This window comes from Microbacterium sp. DMC48, from assembly GCF_056313825.1.
In genome coordinates this window covers 426,689-445,024 of record NZ_JBQUZN010000003.1, presented here as the reverse complement: position 1 = coordinate 445,024, position 18,336 = coordinate 426,689, and the positions used below count along the sequence as shown (strand labels likewise).

Sequence of the window (18,336 nt, the reverse complement as noted above, 5' to 3'; positions counted from 1 at the left end):
ACGGCACCCCGCCCGCGCGCGGTCGGATCCGCACGGAGGGTCGACTAAGCTGGGGGATCGGTCGATCTCTCGATATCGAGATTGTTTCGGCACTTTTGTTCCGATACCGAGAACCCTTCGGCACGACACCCACTGACGCCCAGCGAAGGATTGCACGTGGATCTGTACGAGTACCAGGCACGAGACCTGTTCGAGAAGTACGAGGTGCCGGTGCTCCCCGGCATCATCGCCGACACACCTGAGGAGGCGAAGGCGGCGGCCGAGAAGCTCGGCGGCGTCGTGGTCGTCAAGGCTCAGGTCAAGACCGGGGGCCGCGGCAAGGCCGGCGGCGTCAAGGTCGCCAAGACTCCCGAAGACGCGTACGAGGCCGCGAAGGCCATCCTGGGCCTGGACATCAAGGGCCACGTCGTCAAGCGCGTCATGATCGCCGGCGGCGCCCAGATCGAGAAGGAGTTCTACTTCTCCGTGCTGCTGGATCGCGCGAACCGCTCGTACCTGAGCCTGTGCTCGGTCGAGGGCGGCATGGAGATCGAGCAGCTCGCGGTCGAGAAGCCCGAGGCGCTGGCCAAGGTCGAGGTCGACCCGCTGACCGGCATCGACACGGCCAAGGCGCTCGAGATCGCCAAGGCCGGTGGCTTCGACGACGAGCTGGCCCCCAAGGTCGCCGATGTGTTCGTCAAGCTCTACAACGTCTACACCGGTGAGGGCGCGACCCTCGTCGAGGTCAACCCCCTCATCCTGGATGCCGCGGGCAGCATCATCGCCCTCGACGGCAAGGTGTCGCTCGACGACAACGCCACCGAAGTGCGCCACCCCGAGCACGAGGAGCTCGAGGACAAGGACGCGGCCGACCCGCTCGAGGCGAAGGCGAAGGCGTCGGGCCTGAACTACGTCAAGCTCGACGGCCAGGTCGGCATCATCGGCAACGGCGCGGGCCTGGTCATGTCGACCCTCGACGTCGTCGCCTACGCCGGCGAGAACCACGGCGGTGTGAAGCCCGCCAACTTCCTCGACATCGGCGGCGGCGCCTCGGCCACCGTCATGGCGGCGGGCCTGGACGTCATCCTCGGTGACCCGCAGGTGAAGTCGGTGTTCGTCAACGTCTTCGGCGGCATCACCTCGTGCGTCGCCGTGGCGGAGGGCATCGTCAAGGCGCTCGAGATCCTGGGCGACACCGCCACCAAGCCGCTGGTCGTCCGCCTCGACGGCAACCAGGTCGAGGAGGGCCGCGCCATCCTCGCCGCCGCGAACAATCCGCTCGTGACCCTCGCCGCCGGTATGGACGAGGGCGCCGACAAGGCCGCCGAGCTGGCCAACGCCTGAGCCGACGAGAACAGGACTGCAGAGAAATGTCTATCTACCTCAACAAGGACTCCAAGGTCATCGTCCAGGGCATCACCGGCGGTGAGGGCACCAAGCACACCGCGCTGATGCTGAAGGCGGGCACCAACGTCGTCGGCGGTGTCAACGCGCGCAAGGCCGGCACCACCGTCTCGCACGTCGACAAGGACGGCAACCCCGTCGAGCTGCCCGTGTTCGCCTCGGTCGCCGAGGCCATCGCCGCCACCGGCGCCGATGTGTCGATCGCGTTCGTGCCGCCGGCGTTCACGAAGGACGCGATGGTCGAGGCCATCGACACCGAGATCCCGCTCCTGGTCGTCATCACCGAGGGCGTGCCCGTCGGCGACACCGCCGAGGCGTGGGCGTACGCGAAGAGCAAGGGCAACAAGACGCGCATCATCGGTCCGAACTGCCCCGGCATCATCACGCCCGGCGAGGCGCTCGTCGGCATCACGCCCGCGAACATCACCGGCAAGGGCCCCATCGGTCTCGTCTCGAAGTCGGGCACCCTGACGTACCAGATGATGTTCGAGCTGCGCGACCTGGGCTTCTCCACGGCCATCGGCATCGGCGGCGACCCCATCATCGGCACGACGCACATCGACGCGCTCGCCGCCTTCGAAGCCGACCCCGAGACCAAGGCGATCGTCATGATCGGCGAGATCGGCGGCGACGCCGAGGAGCGCGCGGCGGAGTTCATCAAGGCGAACGTCACCAAGCCGGTCGTCGGCTACGTGGCCGGCTTCACCGCCCCCGAGGGCAAGACGATGGGCCACGCCGGCGCGATCGTCTCCGGCTCGGCGGGCACCGCACAGGCCAAGAAGGAGGCCCTCGAGGCCGCCGGCGTCAAGGTCGGCAAGACCCCGTCCGAGACCGCCGCTCTCATGCGGGAGATCATCGAGACGCTCTGACGTCCGACGAGAGAGGGGGTGGATGCCGCGGCATCCACCCCCTCTCTCTGTCTCCGCCCCGTACGTAGCGGCTCGCGGGCGGGGGAGGGGAGGGGGTCAGCCTCCCAGGAGCATCTCGATCGGTCCGCGGGCGAAGTAGATGAGGAAGCCGGCGGCGACCACCCACAGCAGCGGGCTGATCTCCCTCGCCTTGCCGGAGAGCGAACGCACGACCACCCAGCTGATGAAGCCGGCGCCGATGCCGTTGGCGATCGAGTACGTCATCGGCATGACCGACACCGTCAGGAACACCGGCAGCAGCACGCTGAAGTCGCTGAGGTCGATGTGCTTGACCTGCGCCATCATCATGGCGCCGACGATCACGAGCGCCGCCGCGGCGACCTCCGTGGGAACGATCGAGGTGAGCGGTGTGAAGAACATCGCCAGCAGGAAGACCACGCCGGTCACGACGTTGGCGAGCCCCGTGCGGGCGCCCTCGCCGATGCCGGAGCCCGATTCGATGAACACCGTGGCCGACGATGAGGACGTCGCGCCTCCCACGACGGCGCCGACGCCTTCGACGACGAGCGCGGACTTGATGCGGGGGAAGTCGCCCTTCTCGTCGGCGAGCCCGGCCTCTTTCGCGAGTCCGGTCATGGTGCCCATCGCGTCGAAGAAGTTGGAGAACACGAGCGTGAACACGAGCATGATCAGCGCGACGATGCCGACTTTGCCGATGTCGAAGCCGAAGTCGACGGCGCCGAGCAGGCTCAGGTCGGGGATGCTGACCGGAGAGCCGGTGAGCGCGGGGATCGTGAGCCCCCATCCGCCCGGGTGATCGGTCGCCGAGCCGAGGTGCCAGATGGCCTCCACGATCACCGACACGACGGTGCCGCCGACGAGGCCGATCAGCATGCCGCCTTTCACCTTGCGGGCGACGAGCACCCCGGTCACCAGCAGCGTCAGGACGAACATGAGCGTCGGGATCGACGCGACCGAGCCGCCGATGCCGAGGCCGACCGGCGGTGAGTTCGATCCGGTCGCGGTCACGAAGCCGGAGTTGACGAACCCGATGAAGGCGATGAAGAGGCCGATCGCGACGGTGATGGCGAGCTTCAGCTGCACCGGCACGGCGTCGAAGATGAGCTTGCGCAGCCCCGTCGCCGCCAGCAGCACGATGATGATGCCGTTGATCATCACGAGGGCCATCGCCTCGGGCCAGGTGACCTCGTGGATGACGCTGAAGGCGAGGAACGCGTTGATGCCGAGTCCCGCCGCGAAGGCGAACGGCAGCCGCGTCACCAGGCCGAAGAGGATCGTCATGACCCCGGCGGTCAGCGCCGTCGCCGCCCCCACGGCGGAGAACGCCAGCTCGTTGCCGGCGATGTCCGCCTTGCCCGACAGGATGATCGGGTTGAGGATCACGATGTACGCCATCGTGACGAAGGTGACCAATCCGCCGCGGATCTCGCCCCCGATCGTCGAGCCGCGACGGCTGATCTCGAAGAAGCGGTCGAGCGCCCCGAGCGGGGCGTCGGCGGAACGGGTGGCGGACGTGGGTGTAGCGGGCATGGATCCTCCATCCAGAACCGTAGTGGATGCCGCGGCGTCGGCGCCCCGCGCGCCCCGCGCCCGCTCATCACCCGGGTAGGTAGGGTCGAACCCGCATGAACCGCCTGCTCGTCCTCCTCCTCGCCGCCGCCGATGCCCTCATCGCGGCGGCCGTCGGTGTCGCCGTGGTCCTCGCGCCCCTCACCCTCTTCTGGGTGATGGCGCTGGGAGGCACCGCCGACTGGGCCGCGCTGTGGCCCGCGGCCGTGCGCATCTGGCAGCTCGGCCAGTTCGTCCCGCTGCACATCACGCTCGGGGACGACTACCTCGTCGCCGCCGGCATCGCGCCGCAGGCGGCGTCGTTCGTCGTCTCGCTGGCTCCGCTGGCGCTCGCCGTCTTCACGGCCCTGTTTGCGGCACGTTCGGGCGCCCGCGCGGCCCGCTCCGGGGCCTGGGCGGTGGGAGTGGCCGCCGGCACGCTCGTGACGCTGCTGATCGCCGCCGGGCTCTGGGCGACCTCACGCACTCCCGTCGCCGCCGTCTACGGGTGGCAGGCGCTGCTGCTTCCCGCCGCGGTCTTCGGCATCCCCGCCCTGGTGGGCGCCGTCGTCGAGGCGTGGCGCATCGGAGACGACGGTCTCATCGACGCTCTTCGCGACCGGATCGACGGTGCAGATCCTCGGCGCGGCCACCCGTGGGTGAGCGCCGTCTCTGCCGCCGCCCGGGGACTCGCCGCCGCCGTCGCCGGCGTGGTCGGCGTCGGCGCGCTCGTCGTCGCGGCGGCCGCGGTACTGCGCGGCGGGCAGATCGTCGCACTCTTCGAGGCGGCGCACGTCGACGTGCTCGGCGGTGCCGTGCTCTCCCTCGGGCAGCTGGTGTACCTGCCGACCCTGATCGTCTGGGGCGCCTCCTTCGCCGCCGGACCGGGTTTCGCGATCGGCGCCGGCACCGCGGTGTCGCCGGCCGGCACGACTCTCGGGGTCCTTCCCGGCATCCCCGCTCTCGGCCTCATCCCCGACAACCCCTCACCGTGGCTGTTCGCACTCGTACTGGCGATCGTCGCGGTGGGTTTCCTCGCCGGCGCGATCGCCCGCACCCGCCTCGCGTCCGCCGGTGAGATGGATGCCGCGGCGACGTCGACCACGGCGGTGCGCCTCGTCGTCTTCGGCGCGATCGTCGTGCTCGCCGCCGCGGCCGCGGCGCTTCTCGCGGTCTGCGCGTCGGGCGCGGTCGGGCCGGGCCGCCTGGGCGCGGTCGGTCCGGCGGCCGGTCCGTTCGCGTTCTGCGTCGGCGTCGAACTGGCCGTCGGCGCCGCGATCGCGCTGTTCTCTCCGGCGCGCACCAGAGAGCCCGCCGCTGCGCCGGTAGACTGACCGGGTGCTGACGGTCGCCGTTCTCATCTCGGGCACCGGCTCCAATCTCCGAGCCCTCCTCGAGGCCGCCGCCGACCCCGATTTCCCGGCCCGCATCGTCGTCGTCGGCGCGGACCGCCAGGCAGACGGCTTCGCCCACGCCGAAGCGTTCGGCATCCCGACCTTCCTCGTGCCGTTCCGCGAGTTCGAGACCCGCGAGCAGTGGGGCGAGGAGCTCGACCGTCAGCTGCGAGTGTGGAATCCCGACCTCGTGGTGCTCAGCGGTCTCATGCGCCTGCTCCCGGCATCGGTCGTCGACGCCTGGGCGCCCCGCATCATCAACACCCACCCCGCCTATCTGCCCGAGTTCCCCGGCGCGCACGGCGTTCGCGACGCGCTCGCCGCCGGTGCGACCCAGACCGGGGCGAGTGTCATCGTCGTCGACAACGGTGTGGACTCCGGGCCGATCCTGGCCCAGGAGCGCGTCGCCGTGCTGTCCGACGACACCGAGCAGAGCCTGCATGAGCGCATCAAGCCGGTCGAACGTCGCCTGCTCATCGATGTCGTGCGCGCGGTGGCGTCCGGAGAGCTCGAGCTGTCCGCCGCCGCTTCCGACGCACCCGCGTCCTGAAGACCCGATCCACCTCGAACACTGGAGCCCCGCATGGCCGGTCCTGCCGTCGATCCCGCCCTCTACCGATCCCGTGACCTCGTGCCCGTGCGCCGGGCCCTCATCTCCGTGAGCGACAAGACCGACCTGCTGCCGCTCGCTCAGGCCCTGGATGCCGCGGGCGTCGAGATCGTGTCGACCGGCGGGTCCGCGGCGCTGCTGCGCGACGTCGGCCTCGCCGTCAAGGACGTCGCCGAGATCACCGGCTTTCCGGAGTCGCTGGGCGGGCGCGTGAAGACGCTGCATCCCAGCGTGCACGCGGGACTGCTGGCCGACCTCCGGCTCGAAGACCACGAGACCCAGCTCGATGCCCTCGGCATCCTGCCCTTCGAGCTCGTGGTCGTGAACCTCTATCCGTTCGTCGAGACCGTGGCCTCCGGCGCGGTGGGGGACGCGGTCGTGGAACAGATCGACATCGGCGGGCCGGCCATGGTGCGCGCCTCGGCCAAGAACTTCGCGAACGTCGCAATCGCCGTCTCGCCCGAGTCCTACCCCGCGATCATCGAGGCGCTCGGTGCCGGGGGCACCTCTCTGGCCCAGCGCCGCGAGCTCGCCGCCCGCGCCTTCGCGCACACGGCCGCCTACGACCGCGCCGTCGCCACCTGGTTCGCGGAGGAGACCCTCGAGGCGGAGGGCGATCTGCCCCAGCACCTCACCATCAAGGCCGAGCGGCTGAGCACGCTGCGCTACGGCGAGAACTCGCACCAGCGCGCCGCGATCTACACGCGCGCCGGCGCGCACGGCATCGCGCAGGCCGAGCAGCTCCAGGGCAAGGAGATGTCGTACAACAACTACGTCGACGCCGACGCGGCCCTGCGCGCAGCCTTCGACATGGTCAAGCCGGCGGTGGCGATCATCAAGCACGCCAACCCGTGCGGCATCGCGGTCGCAGCGCCCAACGCACTCGACCCCATCGCCTCGGCGCACCTGCGCGCGCACGAGTGCGACCCCGTTTCGGCGTTCGGCGGCGTGATCGCGGCCAACCGCACGGTCACCCTGAAGATGGCGGAGAACCTCCGCGACATCTTCACCGAGGTCATCGTCGCCCCTGACTTCGAGCCGGAGGCACTGGAAGTCTTCGCCCTGAAGAAGAACCTGCGTGTGCTCCGCCTTCCCGCCGACTGGCGGCAGGAGCCGATGGACGTGCGGCTGCTGTCCGGCGGGCTGCTGCTGCAGGACGCCGACCGCTTCCCCGACGACATCGAGTCTGTCGCCAAGAACTGGGAGCTCGTCTCCGGTGAGCGTCCGGACAGCCCCGAGGAGATGGAGAACCTCATCTTCGCGTGGAAGGCCTGCCGCGCCGTCAAGTCCAACGCGATCGTGCTCGCCCAGGGGCTTGCGACCGTCGGCATCGGCATGGGACAGGTCAATCGTGTCGACTCGTGCCGCCTGGCCGTCGAGCGCGCGGCCGAGCGCGCCGCCGGTTCGGTGGCCGCGTCCGACGCGTTCTTCCCCTTCGCCGACGGTCCGCAGGTGTTGATCGACGCCGGCATCCGCACGATCGTCCAGCCCGGAGGATCGGTGCGCGATCAGGAGGTCATCGACGCGGCACGCGCCGCCGGAGTGACGATGTTCTTCACCGGAGAGCGCCACTTCTTCCACTGAGAGGGTCTGCGGCATCCGGCGGACGACCGGCCCCGATAGAGTGAGCGCACTTGGGGAAGGGAAGCGGATGTCGGGTGCGAACGAGGGCACGGCGGGCAGCGTCCAGACGAGGCCGCGCTGGCGGTTGAGCATCCAATCGCGGCTGCTCGTGATGCTCTTGGCCGTCGGCATCGTCTCGGCGGGTGTGGTCGGCACGATCGGCTACGTCAGCGGACAGGAGTCGCTGCGCGACGCGATCGTCGACAAACTGACCGCCGCGCGCGAGCTGCGCACGGGCGAGGTGTCCGCGCTGGTCGGCGAGATCCAGCGCGAAGCCTCGCTCGCCACCGACAACTCCAGCGCACGCGAGGCCTCGGTCGCCTTGAACGCGGGGTGGGACGCGCTCGCCGGCGCGACGCTGTCTCCCGCTCAGAACTCCGCGCTGGAGGGGTTCTACCGCGACGAGTTCCTGCCGAAGCTCGAGAAGCAGACCGGGGAACGGTACGCCGACCGTGCGTTCGTGCCCGACAGCGCGGCGGGCGCGTACCTGCAGTACTGGTACACCCGGCAGAACGGGGGCAGCCCGGCATCCCTCACCCTGACCGATCCGGGTGATGGCAGCGCGTACAGCGCGGCTCACGCTGCGGCCCAGGGCTACTTCGCGAACCTGGTCGAGACCGTCGGCTACCAGGACGTGCTCGTCATGGACCTCGACGCCAACGTCGTCTTCAGCGCCTACAACACCCCGGCGCTCGGCACCAACCTCGACGACGGTCCCTTCCGCGACAGCAAGCTCGCCGACGGCTTCCGCTCGGCGATGACGACCAACTCGATCGACACCGTCGTGACGACCGACATGGAGACCTGGGCACCCTCGGCAGGGGCGGCGACCATGTGGGTCGTGTCGCCCATCGGCGACGCGGGCGGCATCACCGGGGCGATGGCGCTGCAGGTGCCGGTGTCGTGGATCAACGATGTGACGACCGGGTACGGGCAGTGGCAGGCGCAGGGCCTCGGCGACACCGGCGAGATCTACCTCGCCGGCACGGACGGGCTCATGCGGTCGAACTCGCGGCAGCTCATCGAAGACCCCGGCACCTACGCGCAGAGCGTCATCGACAACGGCACGACGGCGGCGGACGCCGACCGGATCGTGGCGGTGGGCGACAGTGCGATTCTGCAGAACGTCGACCAGGAGCCGGTCCGCCGCGCGCTGGCCGGCCAGTCCGGCACGATGACCTCGTCCCAGTACATCGGCAGCGAGAGCATCACGGCGTACGGCCCGGCCAACATTGAGGGCCTGGACTGGGTCGTGGTCGCGCGCATGGAGACGTCGGAGGCTTTCGCGCCGATCACCGACTTCACCCGCACGCTGCTGCTGTCGACCCTGGGGCTGGTGCTCGCGATCAGCGTGCTCTCGCTGCTGCTGTCGCAGGCGTTCACCGGGCCGATCCGCCGGCTGGCCGTGGCCGTGCGGCGGATCGCCGGGGGCGACTACAGCGTGCGCGTCGCAGCGGGCGGCTCCGACGAGATGGGCGAGCTGTCGCGTGATTTCAACGAGATGGCCGCCGGCCTGCAGATCAAGCAGGATCTCATCGACCGCCAGCGGGCGGAGAACGACCGGCTGCTGCGGACGCTCATGCCCGACAGTCTCGCCGCCCGCTATCGCGAGGGCGAGCAGACGATCGCGGAGCAGCACGAGGACGTGGCCGTCGTCTACGCCGAGCTGCTCGGCTTCGACGACTTCAGCCGCGCTCTCGACGGACAGCAGGAGACCCTCGCGCTCAACGAGCTCATGCGCGGCTTCGACGAGGCGGCGGAGCGCGCCGGGGTCGAGTCGGTGCGCACCCTGCGCGGCGGATACCTCGCCAGCTGCGGCCTCACGGTGCCACGCGTGGACAACGCCCGGCGTGCCGTCGACTTCGCACTGGGGATGCGCGCGCACGTGCAGCGCTTCAACGAGCGCACCGGCGCGGCGTTGGATCTGCGCGCGGGCGTGGACACGGGCGCGGTCACGAGCGGGCTGGTCGCCCGCGCGAGTCTCGCCTACGACCTGTGGGGCGACGCGGTCGATCTGGCCAGTCGCGTGCGACGGGCGGCGGATGCCGGGGGCGTCTACGTGAGCGATGCCGTGCACGATCGGGTGCACGGGCTCTGGGAGTTCACCGAGGTCGGCACCGTCGACGCCTCCGGCCACACGAGCACCGTCTGGCGGATCGACGCATGATGTCGGTGCTCGCAGAGGGGTGGGTCTGGTGGGTGGGGGCGCTCGCCATCGGCGTTCCCCTCGTCCTGGTGGTGCTCACGGAGATCATCGGCGCGCTCCGCCGCCGCCGCAGCCCGGCCGTCCGCCCTCTGCTGCTGCTGCGCAACGCGGTGGTTCCCGTTGCGGCACTGGTCGTGCTGCTCGCCTTCGCGACGCGGTCGGACCAGGACCTCGTCTGGGTGCGCATCGTGGGCACGGTGCTCGGGTTCCTGCTCATCCTGCTGGTGCTGAGCGGCGTCAACGTCGCCCTGTTCTCGACCGCGCGTGAGGGCACGTGGCGCGAGCGCGTGCCCACGATCTTCGTGGAGATCGTGCGGTTGCTGCTGGTCGTGGTGGGACTCGCCGTGCTGTTCCAGGTGGTCTGGAACGCCGACATCGAGGGGTTGGTCGCCACCCTCGGTGTGACGTCGATCATCATCGGTCTCGCCCTGCAGAACGCGGCCGGCGGCATCGTCTCGGGCCTGCTGGTGCTGTTCGAGCAGCCCTTCAAGCTCGGTGACTGGCTCGACACGGGCGATGCCGAGGGACGCATCGTCGAGGTCAACTGGCGTGCCGTGCACATCGACACCGGCTCAGGGCTGCAGGTGATTCCCAACGCGACCCTGGCGGGCGCGTCGTTCAGAAACCTCAGCCGGCCGGCGGGCCCGTTCGTCGTCTCGCTGCCGGTGGTGTTCGCGCCCAGCGATCCGCCGCACGAGGTGGCGACGCTCCTTCGCCAGGTGGCCGACGATCTGCCCATGCGTCTTCCCGAGTGCGCCTCCAGCGTCGAGTACGGTGGTGCGGGCGCGTATCAGGTCGGCATCCCCGTCGCCGCCCCCAGCCAGTCGGGCGAGACGACGGCAGCCTTCCTCGGACGCCTCTGGTACGCCGCGCGGCGTCGAGGCCTGTCTCTGGACAAGATCGCGCCGGACGTCGCCGGCGATCGTGAGCAGCGCGAGGTCGTGCTCGATCGGGTGGCGCGGGCGCTCCATCTCGACGGCGAGCTGCGCGCCACCGCGCAGGAACTGTGCCGTGTCGAGCAGTACGCGGTCGGCGAGTACCTCGATCGCGCGGGTGTCGTCCCCTCCGCCGTCGGCTACCTGGTCGACGGCGCGGCCCGCCTCTCCGTGCCCACGGTGCGCGGCGACGTCGCCTGCGGCGATCTGCGTGACGGCGAGTTCGTCGGAAGCGCCGCCGTCACGCGTGAGCCGTCGCTGCTCACCGCCGTGGCCGTGGTGCCCTCGACGGTGCTCGTGATTCCGGTCGCCGTGGTCGCGCAGATCATCCGCGCCCATCCGGTGTTCGCGACCGAGCTCGGCGCCGACCTCGAACTTCGACGGGGTCAAGCGGCGCGAGTGCTCGACACCCCCTCTCCGTCCCTCGCGCGCGACTGATCGCCGAGGGCACCCGCGGCATCCACGGGCACGGTCGGATGCCGCGCGCTGCCGTGTCCGAATTCCGCGAGCGTGCGCCGCGCAGCCGTGTCAGGCTGGACACATGCCACACGTCGACGCCCCCGCCGCGATGACGTTCGACGAGCGCTACCGCGCCATCGACGCGCGCGACGTGCGCTTCGACGGCCAGTTCGTCACGGCCGTCCGTTCGACCGGCATCTACTGCCGACCCAGCTGCCCCGCGCGCACCCCGAAGCCTTCCAACGTCACCTTCTACCCCACGTCGGCGGCGGCGCACGAGGCGGGCTACCGCGCCTGCAAGCGGTGCCTGCCCGAAGCCGCACCCGGCTCTCCCGCGTGGGACCTGCGCGGTGACATCGCCGGGCGCGCGATGCGGCTCATCGCGGACGGCATCGTCGAGCGCGAAGGCGTTCCCGGGCTTGCCCGTCGCCTCGGCTACTCCACCCGCCATCTGACGCGTCTGCTCACCGCAGAGCTCGGCGCGGGGCCCCTCGCCCTCGCCCGTGCCCAGCGGGCGCACACCGCGCGGATGCTCCTCGTCTCCACCGACCTGACGGCCGCCGACGTCGCCTTCTCGGCCGGATTCGCCAGCGTCCGCCAGTTCAACGACACGGTCCGTGAGGTGTTCGGCCTCACGCCGGGCGAGCTGCGTGCCCGCCGGCCGGCGGCGGCGCGCGCGGTGAGCGCCCCGGCCGCCGGGACGATCGATCTCGTCCTGCCCTACCGTGCGCCCTTCGACGCCGCCGGGTTGTTCGCCTGGATGCGTGCCCGCGCCGTCGCGGGCGTCGAGGATGCTGGTGCCGACTCCTTCGCCCGCGTCCTGCGTCTGCCCGGCGGTCCGGTGTGGTTCGCGATCCGGCTCGACGGGGCGGGGAAGCTGCGGCTGAACGCGCGCCTGACCCATCTCGGCGATCTCCCCGTGCTCGTCAGCCGGGTGCGGCGCCTGTTCGACCTCGACGCCGACCCGACGGCGGTGGATGCCGCGTTGTCGGCGCACCCTGCCCTCGCGCCGCTGGTCACGGCGGTCGGCGGCATCCGCGTGCCCGGCGCCGCCGACCCGCACGAGATGCTCATCCGCGCGATGATCGGTCAGCAGATCACGGTCGCCGCAGCACGTACGGCCCTGACCGCCCTGACCGACGCGCTGGGGGAGCGCGTGGCGTCGCACGACGGCCTGGACCGCCTGTTCCCCACGATGGCCGCCATCGCCGCGCACGGCGCCGAGGTGCTGCGCGGCCCTGCCGCGCGCATCCGTGCGGTCACCGGCGCGGCCGCGGCGCTCGCCTCCGGCGAGCTCGACCTGGGGCCGGGTGATGACAGTCTCGCGCAGCGCGCGGCCCTGCTGGCGCTGCCGGGTATCGGCCCCTGGACCGCCGACTACGTGCGCATGCGCGTGCTGGGCGACCCCGACATCACGCTGCCCGGCGACGTCGCCGTCCGCGCGGGAGCGGCAGCCGCCGGCATCCCCGCAGATCCGCGCGGGTACGAGGCCTGGGCCGTCCGCACCGCGCCGTGGCGCAGCTACCTCACCGCTCACCTCTGGCGCGCCGCGCCGTCCACCGTGTCCCGCGCGCCCCGCGCGCACACCGCACCCCGCGAACGGAGCCCCCGATGACCGCGACGATCCAGACGATCCCCACCCCCGACGGACCCTTCACCCTGCTCGTCGACGATCACGCTCGGGTGCTGGCAAGCGGATGGAGTGCCGATCCCGCGGCCATCGTCGGACGCATCGCTCTGGCGCCCGCGGACATCCGTGAAGGCGACACGGATGCCGCGTCCGCCGTGCACGCCTACTACGCAGGTGACCTGACGGCGATCGACACGGTCGCCGTCGCTCAGACCGGCACCGCGATGCAGCTCGAGGGCTGGGCGACGCTGCGCCGCATCGCTGCGGGACATCCCCTCACGTACGCCGAGTTCGCCACGGCGCTGGGGCGGCCCGCGGCCGTGCGGGCCGCGGCATCCATCTGCGCTCGAAACGCCCCGGCGCTGTTCGTGCCGTGCCATCGCGTGCTGCGCACCGGCGGCGCCCTCGGCGGATTCGCCTGGGGGCTCGAGGTCAAGCGCGCCCTGCTCGCGCGGGAGTCGGTCGCGCGCGCCTGACGCGCCACGGTGAAAAAACCCTTGCCCTGCGCGAAGCCAGCGGCATAGGCTGGAGGGCTGTCGCGCCCGTGTGAGAAACCGCGTGGGTCGCAGTCCCCGTTCACCGACTCCTTGGAGGAAGCCATGTCCACGGCCATCGTCATCACGAAGCCCGCCTTCCTCCGTCCGTCGAACGCCGCCCCGGCCGCGTTCGAGGCCGCCGGAATCGGTCGGGGATAACGCGCCGCGCGTCCTCCTTCGGCGGCATCGTCCCGCCGCGCGTTACCTCCGACAGGGCCTCTTCGTCCTGCCGCGCCTTCGTGCGCCCACCCGTCACCTCCGCCGGCCGCGTGACCCCGGCATCCGTTCCACCCCTCCGCAAGGATCATGACCTCCTCCTCAACGCCCTCCGAGCTCACCCCTCCCGTCGAGCGCCTGTCGACGGTGCGCGCGCTCGCGCGTCTCTACCCCTTCGCCCGGTCCGTCCTGCCCCGGCTCGTGCTGGGCGCCGTCAGCGCGCTCGTGGCCAGCCTGCTCGCTCTGTCCATCCCGCTCGTGCTCGAAGTGCTCGTGCAGGGCCCGATCGCCGCGGGCGCCAGCGCCGCGGGCGATCGCAGCCAGCTCGTGTGGGGCGCCGCCCTCATCCTCGTGCTCGGGCTTCTCGAAGCCGTCATGGTGTGGCTGCGGCGCTGGTTCGTGCTCGCACCGTCGACCAAGGTCGAATACGACCTGCGCACGAGCTTCTACGAGCGCCTTCAGCGCCTGCCGGTCGCGTTCCACGACCGCTGGCAGTCGGGCCAGCTGCTCTCGCGCATGATGCAGGACATCAGCATGCTGCGACGCTGGATGGCCTTCGGCATCGTGCTGCTCGTCGTCAACCTGCTGACGATCCTCGTCGGCATGGCGCTGCTGTTCCGCTGGCACTGGGCGCTCGGCGTCACCTTCCTGATCGTCTGCGCACCGCTCTGGTACGCCGGCTATCGGTTCGAGAAGACGTACGGCACGCTCGCGCGCCAGAGCCAGGACCAGGCCGGCGACCTCGCGACCAGCGTGGAGGAGAGCGTCCACGGCATCCGTGTGCTGAAGGCGTTCGGGCGCGGAAAGCACGCCCTGCTCAAGTTCACCCGTCAAGCCGAGACGCTCCGCGAGACCGAGCTGAGCAAGGCGCGCGCCGTCGGCTGGATCTGGTTCTGGCTCGTGCTGCTGCCCGAGATCGCGTTCGCCCTGTGTCTCGGTGTCGGCATCGTGCTGCAGCAGCTCGGCCAGCTCGGCATCGCCGAGCTCGTCGCGTTCTTCGCGATGGCCACCGTGCTGCGCTGGCCGATGGAGTCCATCGGCTTCCTCTTCTCGTTCCTGCTGGATGCCCGCACCGCCAGCGACCGCATCTTCGAGGTGTTCGACGAACAGAACACGATCACCGATCCCGCAGCGCCCGTCGCGCTGGGCAGCTCGCGCGGTGCACTCGCGTTCGAGGGTGTGCACTTCCGCTATCAGGATGCCGTGGATGGCGAACGGGATCTGCTCGACGGCATCGATCTGACGCTCGTCCCGGGCGAGACGATGGCGCTCGTCGGACTCACCGGATCGGGAAAGACGACCCTGACCACTCTGCCCGCACGTCTGTACGACGTCACCGCCGGGCGGGTGACGATCGATGGCGTGGACGTGCGCGACCTCACTCTGAAAGAGCTGCGCACCCACGTCGGCATGGCCTTCGAGGATTCGACGCTGTTCTCCCAGACGGTGCGCGAGAACGTGCTGCTCGGTCGCGAAGACCTGGTGCCGGGCAGCGCGCAGGCCGAGGGCGTGCTGCGTGAAGCGCTCGCCGTCGCACAGGCCGGCTTCGTCGACGACCTGCCCGACGGGGTCGATACGATCATCGGCGAAGAGGGGCTGTCGCTCTCGGGCGGTCAGCGCCAGCGTCTGGCGCTGGCGCGCGCGGTCGCGGCGCGCCCCGCCGTGCTCGTGCTCGACGACCCGCTGTCGGCGCTCGACGTCGACACCGAGGCGCTCGTGGAGGATGCCCTGCGCGAGGTGATGGCTGACACGACGACCCTCGTGATCGCGCACCGGCCCTCGACCGTCACGCTCGCCGACCGGGTGGCGCTGCTCGAAGAGGGGCGCATCACCGCCGTCGGCACCCACGCCGAGCTGCTGCGCACCAGCGAGCACTACCGGCACGTCATCTCGAGCCTCGAGGATGCCGAAGCTGAAGAGAACGCCCGCCTGCGGGAGACGGAGGTGAACCTGTGAGCACGGCATCCGTCGCCGGAACCACCGGTGAAGATCGCTCGGACTACACGCGCGACGAATCGCGCGCCATCCGCCAGCGTTCGCTGCGACTGCTGGGATCGCTCGTCGATCCGCGGCGGTGGCAGCTCGTGCTGGCCCTCGTCGTGCTCGTGGTCTCCACCGCGCTGCGCGTGGCCGGCCCTGCCCTGATCGCCTACGGACTGAACACCGCGTTGCCGCAGGCGATGCAGGACGCCGACTGGATGCCGACCATCGTCATCGTCGCCGTGTACCTCATCGCCGGCGTCGGCGGTGCCGCGCTCATCGGCTGGTACGCGGTGGTCGCCGCGCGCCTGACGCAGGCCGTCATGCTCGATCTGCGCACCCGGATCTTCCTGCACACGCAGCGACTCAGTCTCGAGTTCCACGAGTCGTACACCTCGGGGCGCATCATCTCGCGTCAGACGAGCGACCTCGACTCCATCCGAGAGCTGCTCGACGGAGGCCTGAACGAGCTCGTCTCCGGCGTGCTCTACGGGGCGTTCACCCTGATCGCGCTGCTGCTGCTGGACTGGCAGTCCGGCGTCATCCTCGCGATCGCCGGCATTCCGCTGTACCTGCTGATGCGCTGGTTCTATCGCAACTCGCAGCGCGCATACCGTGAGTCGCGGGTGGTCAGCGCCAAGGTCATCGTCAAGTTCGTCGAGACGATGACCGGCATCCGCGCCGTCAAGGCATTCCGCAAGGAGCCGCGCAACGACGAGGAGTTCGGTGATCTGTCGGGTCAGTACCGCGACGTCAACATGCGCTCGCTGCGTCTGTTCGGCACCTTCGAGCCGGGGATGATGGCGGTCTCGGCCTTCGCCGTGGCCGGTGTGCTGCTGTGGGGCGGGCTGCGTGTGGTCGACGGTGCGCTGCTGGTGGGAACGCTGCTCGCCGCCGTGCTGTACGTCCGCAACTTCTTCTCGCCCCTCCAGGAAGTCGCGATGTTCCTGAACTCGTACCAGTCGGCGACCGCCGCGCTGGAGAAGGTCTCGGGTGTGCTCGAGGAGCGGCCCACCGTGCCCGACCCGGCACGCCCGGTCGACCTGTGGAAGGCCGCGGGGCACGTCGAGTTCCGGGACGTCGTCTTCGGCTACTCCGACGAGCGCACGATTCTGCCGCACTTCTCGCTCGACATCCCCGCCGGTCAGACCATCGCCCTGGTGGGAACGACCGGGGCCGGCAAGTCGACACTCGCCAAGCTCGTGTCACGGTTCTACGACCCGTCGCGAGGCGCCGTGACACTCGATGGCGTCGATCTGCGGGAGCTGCACCCCAAGGACCTCCGCCGCGCCATCGTGATGGTCACGCAGGAGGCGTACCTGTTCAGCGGCACGGTCGCCGACAACATCGCGCTCGGAAAGCCCGACGCGACGTTCGAGGAGATCCGCGCGGCTGCCCGTGCCGTCGGCGCGGACACCTTCATCGAGCGGCTGCCGGACGGGTACGACACCGACGTGAACAAGCGCGGCGGTCGCGTGTCGGCGGGACAGCGCCAGCTGATCTCCTTCGCCCGTGCCTTCCTCGCCGACCCCGCCGTTCTCATCCTCGATGAGGCGACGGCGTCGCTGGACATCCCCAGCGAGCGGCAGATCCAGGCGGCGCTGCAGACGCTGCTCGCCGACCGCACCGCGATCATCATCGCGCACCGGCTGTCGACCGTGTCGATCGCCGACCGCGTGCTGGTGATGGAGCACGGTCGCATCATCGAGGACGACACCCCCGCCAGCCTCATCGCCGGAACGGGCAAGTTCGCGCAGCTGCACAGTGCGTGGAAGCAGTCGCTCGTCTGACGCCGCCAAGGGCCTTCCCCGCTCGCAGATTCGGAGATGAGCAACAGAATCGGATGCCGCGGCGCGCGGCATCCGATTCTGGTGACGTGCTCCGATTCTGGTGCGGGCTGGTGCGGGCTGGGCTGGAAGGGGCGCGGCTGCGTCAGCGCGCGAGGTGGAGGCACTGCGCGATCGCGCGGAGGATTGCCGCCTCGACGCGCGGCCACTGGTGCACGACCTCGGCGTACGTGAACCGGAGCACCGTGTAGCCGTGGGCGATCAGTTCCCGATCGTGGTGCAGGTCGCGGCCGCGGTCGGCGGCAGCGGAGTGGAAGGCGTAGCCGTCGAGCTGCGTGACGAGACGGTCTCCGATGAGGCCGTCGACGCGGTGTCCGAGCAGCAGCACCTGTTGGCGCACGGGCAGCCCGAACGCGCGGATCCGCGAGACGAACAGCGTCTCGATGCCCGAGTCGCTGAGGCCCGTGAGGTCGCCGACCAGCCGCCGCGCGGCGGGCGTCTTCCAGCGGTAGCGCTGCAGCACCGCCAGCGGCAGCCGCTCGAGTCGCACCGCCGACTCCCACACGACCAGCGCGTCCTCGTACGACAGGCATCCGGCGATGTGCGCGAGGGCATCGGGGACCGACTCGACGAGGGCGTGCGGGTGCGCCGGCACCATCGGTGCATCCCAGTGGAAGACCGGCGGGGCGATGTCACCGCTCGGCGGCGGCCGATGCGCGTGAGCGCGGACGTGCAGATGCGGGCGGCCGGTCGTGCCCGGCGGCATCCACCATCCCCGGTGCTGCGCCGCGGAGGCGCAGGCCAGCCGCGCGCTCACCTCGGCGGCGTGCACCAACGCGTCCGGGGCCGCGGACGTCGCGACCCAGTAGCGGCGCACGCGGCGGACCTCCCCGGCCGAGATCGCCGCCCGCAACGTGGCGGGGCGGATGCCGACATCGAGTACCGCCTGCCGATGCACGATGCCGCCACCCGCCTCCACCAACTCCCGGATCCCCACACGTCGAGTCTGTGTCCGCCCGCGCCGCCGAGGCCGGGCACCCCTCTGGAGTGAGGACAACTCGCCCGCACCCGCCACAGGGGAGGAGCCTGCGTCTCATGAACAGACGCGGAGGGTGTGAACGGATGCGGATGCCGCAGCG

13 protein-coding genes are annotated in these 18,336 nt (G+C 70.6%); 11 read left to right on the top strand and 2 right to left on the bottom strand.

The genetic code is table 11. The features are described 5' to 3' along the window. The first annotated feature begins 156 nt into the window (after window positions 1–156). Both sucC and sucD read left to right on the top strand, forming a co-directional pair. Window positions 157–1,323: an ADP-forming succinate--CoA ligase subunit beta gene (gene sucC / locus ACT53O_RS02085; protein ID WP_036316339.1), complete on the top strand. Its 1,167-nt coding sequence runs from the start codon at window positions 157–159 to the stop codon at window positions 1,321–1,323. A gap of 26 nt (window positions 1,324–1,349) precedes the next feature. Next, window positions 1,350–2,252: a succinate--CoA ligase subunit alpha gene (sucD, locus tag ACT53O_RS02080; RefSeq protein ID WP_039414217.1), complete on the top strand. Its 903-nt coding sequence runs from the start codon at window positions 1,350–1,352 to the stop codon at window positions 2,250–2,252. A 96-nt stretch (window positions 2,253–2,348) separates the two neighbouring features. Here the strand turns inward: sucD and ACT53O_RS02075 are convergent, their stop codons facing one another. After that, the gene (locus ACT53O_RS02075; protein ID WP_036316341.1) at window positions 2,349–3,803 is read right to left on the bottom strand and encodes an NCS2 family permease; all 1,455 of its coding nucleotides are present in this window, start codon (window positions 3,801–3,803) and stop codon (window positions 2,349–2,351) included. Between the two features lie 95 nt (window positions 3,804–3,898). Between ACT53O_RS02075 and ACT53O_RS02070 the strand changes: the two genes are divergently transcribed. The 9 genes from ACT53O_RS02070 (at window position 3,899) to ACT53O_RS02030 (ending at window position 17,200) form a co-directional block, all read left to right on the top strand. Continuing rightward, window positions 3,899–5,155 (top strand): cell division protein PerM, encoded by a 1,257-nt coding sequence (locus ACT53O_RS02070; protein ID WP_476151174.1) that lies wholly within the window; start codon window positions 3,899–3,901, stop codon window positions 5,153–5,155. A 4-nt stretch (window positions 5,156–5,159) separates the two neighbouring features. Next, window positions 5,160–5,765: a phosphoribosylglycinamide formyltransferase gene (gene purN / locus ACT53O_RS02065; RefSeq protein WP_036316345.1), complete on the top strand. Its 606-nt coding sequence runs from the start codon at window positions 5,160–5,162 to the stop codon at window positions 5,763–5,765. A gap of 33 nt (window positions 5,766–5,798) precedes the next feature. Continuing rightward, window positions 5,799–7,409 (top strand): bifunctional phosphoribosylaminoimidazolecarboxamide formyltransferase/IMP cyclohydrolase, encoded by a 1,611-nt coding sequence (gene purH, locus ACT53O_RS02060; protein WP_476151172.1) that lies wholly within the window; start codon window positions 5,799–5,801, stop codon window positions 7,407–7,409. 67 nt (window positions 7,410–7,476) lie between these two features. Further along, window positions 7,477–9,615: an adenylate/guanylate cyclase domain-containing protein gene (locus tag ACT53O_RS02055; RefSeq protein WP_112932497.1), complete on the top strand. Its 2,139-nt coding sequence runs from the start codon at window positions 7,477–7,479 to the stop codon at window positions 9,613–9,615. Continuing rightward, the gene (locus tag ACT53O_RS02050; protein ID WP_112932498.1) at window positions 9,612–11,027 is read left to right on the top strand and encodes a mechanosensitive ion channel family protein; all 1,416 of its coding nucleotides are present in this window, start codon (window positions 9,612–9,614) and stop codon (window positions 11,025–11,027) included. Before ACT53O_RS02055 ends, ACT53O_RS02050 begins: the two co-directional genes overlap by 4 nt. A 103-nt stretch (window positions 11,028–11,130) precedes the next feature. After that, window positions 11,131–12,663: a DNA-3-methyladenine glycosylase 2 family protein gene (locus tag ACT53O_RS02045; protein WP_295774286.1), complete on the top strand. Its 1,533-nt coding sequence runs from the start codon at window positions 11,131–11,133 to the stop codon at window positions 12,661–12,663. After that, a complete protein-coding gene (locus ACT53O_RS02040; protein WP_036315664.1) occupies window positions 12,660–13,154 on the top strand; it encodes a methylated-DNA--[protein]-cysteine S-methyltransferase in 495 nt (164 codons plus the stop codon). Before ACT53O_RS02045 ends, ACT53O_RS02040 begins: the two co-directional genes overlap by 4 nt. A gap of 366 nt (window positions 13,155–13,520) precedes the next feature. Next, window positions 13,521–15,386, top strand: a complete 1,866-nt coding sequence (locus ACT53O_RS02035) for an ABC transporter ATP-binding protein (protein WP_476151169.1) — start codon at window positions 13,521–13,523, stop codon at window positions 15,384–15,386. After that, a complete protein-coding gene (locus ACT53O_RS02030) occupies window positions 15,383–17,200 on the top strand; it encodes an ABC transporter ATP-binding protein (protein ID WP_476151168.1) in 1,818 nt (605 codons plus the stop codon). The genes ACT53O_RS02035 and ACT53O_RS02030 overlap by 4 nt, the downstream gene beginning before the upstream one ends. Before the next feature lie 142 nt (window positions 17,201–17,342). Here the strand turns inward: ACT53O_RS02030 and ACT53O_RS02025 are convergent, their stop codons facing one another. Further along, window positions 17,343–18,194, bottom strand: coding sequence for an endonuclease domain-containing protein (locus ACT53O_RS02025; RefSeq protein ID WP_294946889.1), 852 nt, complete (start codon window positions 18,192–18,194; stop codon window positions 17,343–17,345). Window positions 18,195–18,336: the final 142 nt, after the last annotated feature.

Coding starts and splice junctions, on each gene's coding strand:
- ACT53O_RS02075 (WP_036316341.1), bottom strand. CDS start 3,803: ATGCCCGCTACACCCACGTCCGCCACCCGTTCCGCCGACGCCCCGCTC.
- ACT53O_RS02055 (WP_112932497.1), top strand. CDS start 7,477: ATGTCGGGTGCGAACGAGGGCACGGCGGGCAGCGTCCAGACGAGGCCG.
- purH (WP_476151172.1), top strand. CDS start 5,799: ATGGCCGGTCCTGCCGTCGATCCCGCCCTCTACCGATCCCGTGACCTC.
- ACT53O_RS02050 (WP_112932498.1), top strand. CDS start 9,612: ATGATGTCGGTGCTCGCAGAGGGGTGGGTCTGGTGGGTGGGGGCGCTC.
- sucD (WP_039414217.1), top strand. CDS start 1,350: ATGTCTATCTACCTCAACAAGGACTCCAAGGTCATCGTCCAGGGCATC.
- ACT53O_RS02035 (WP_476151169.1), top strand. CDS start 13,521: ATGACCTCCTCCTCAACGCCCTCCGAGCTCACCCCTCCCGTCGAGCGC.
- ACT53O_RS02070 (WP_476151174.1), top strand. CDS start 3,899: ATGAACCGCCTGCTCGTCCTCCTCCTCGCCGCCGCCGATGCCCTCATC.
- ACT53O_RS02045 (WP_295774286.1), top strand. CDS start 11,131: ATGCCACACGTCGACGCCCCCGCCGCGATGACGTTCGACGAGCGCTAC.
- ACT53O_RS02040 (WP_036315664.1), top strand. CDS start 12,660: ATGACCGCGACGATCCAGACGATCCCCACCCCCGACGGACCCTTCACC.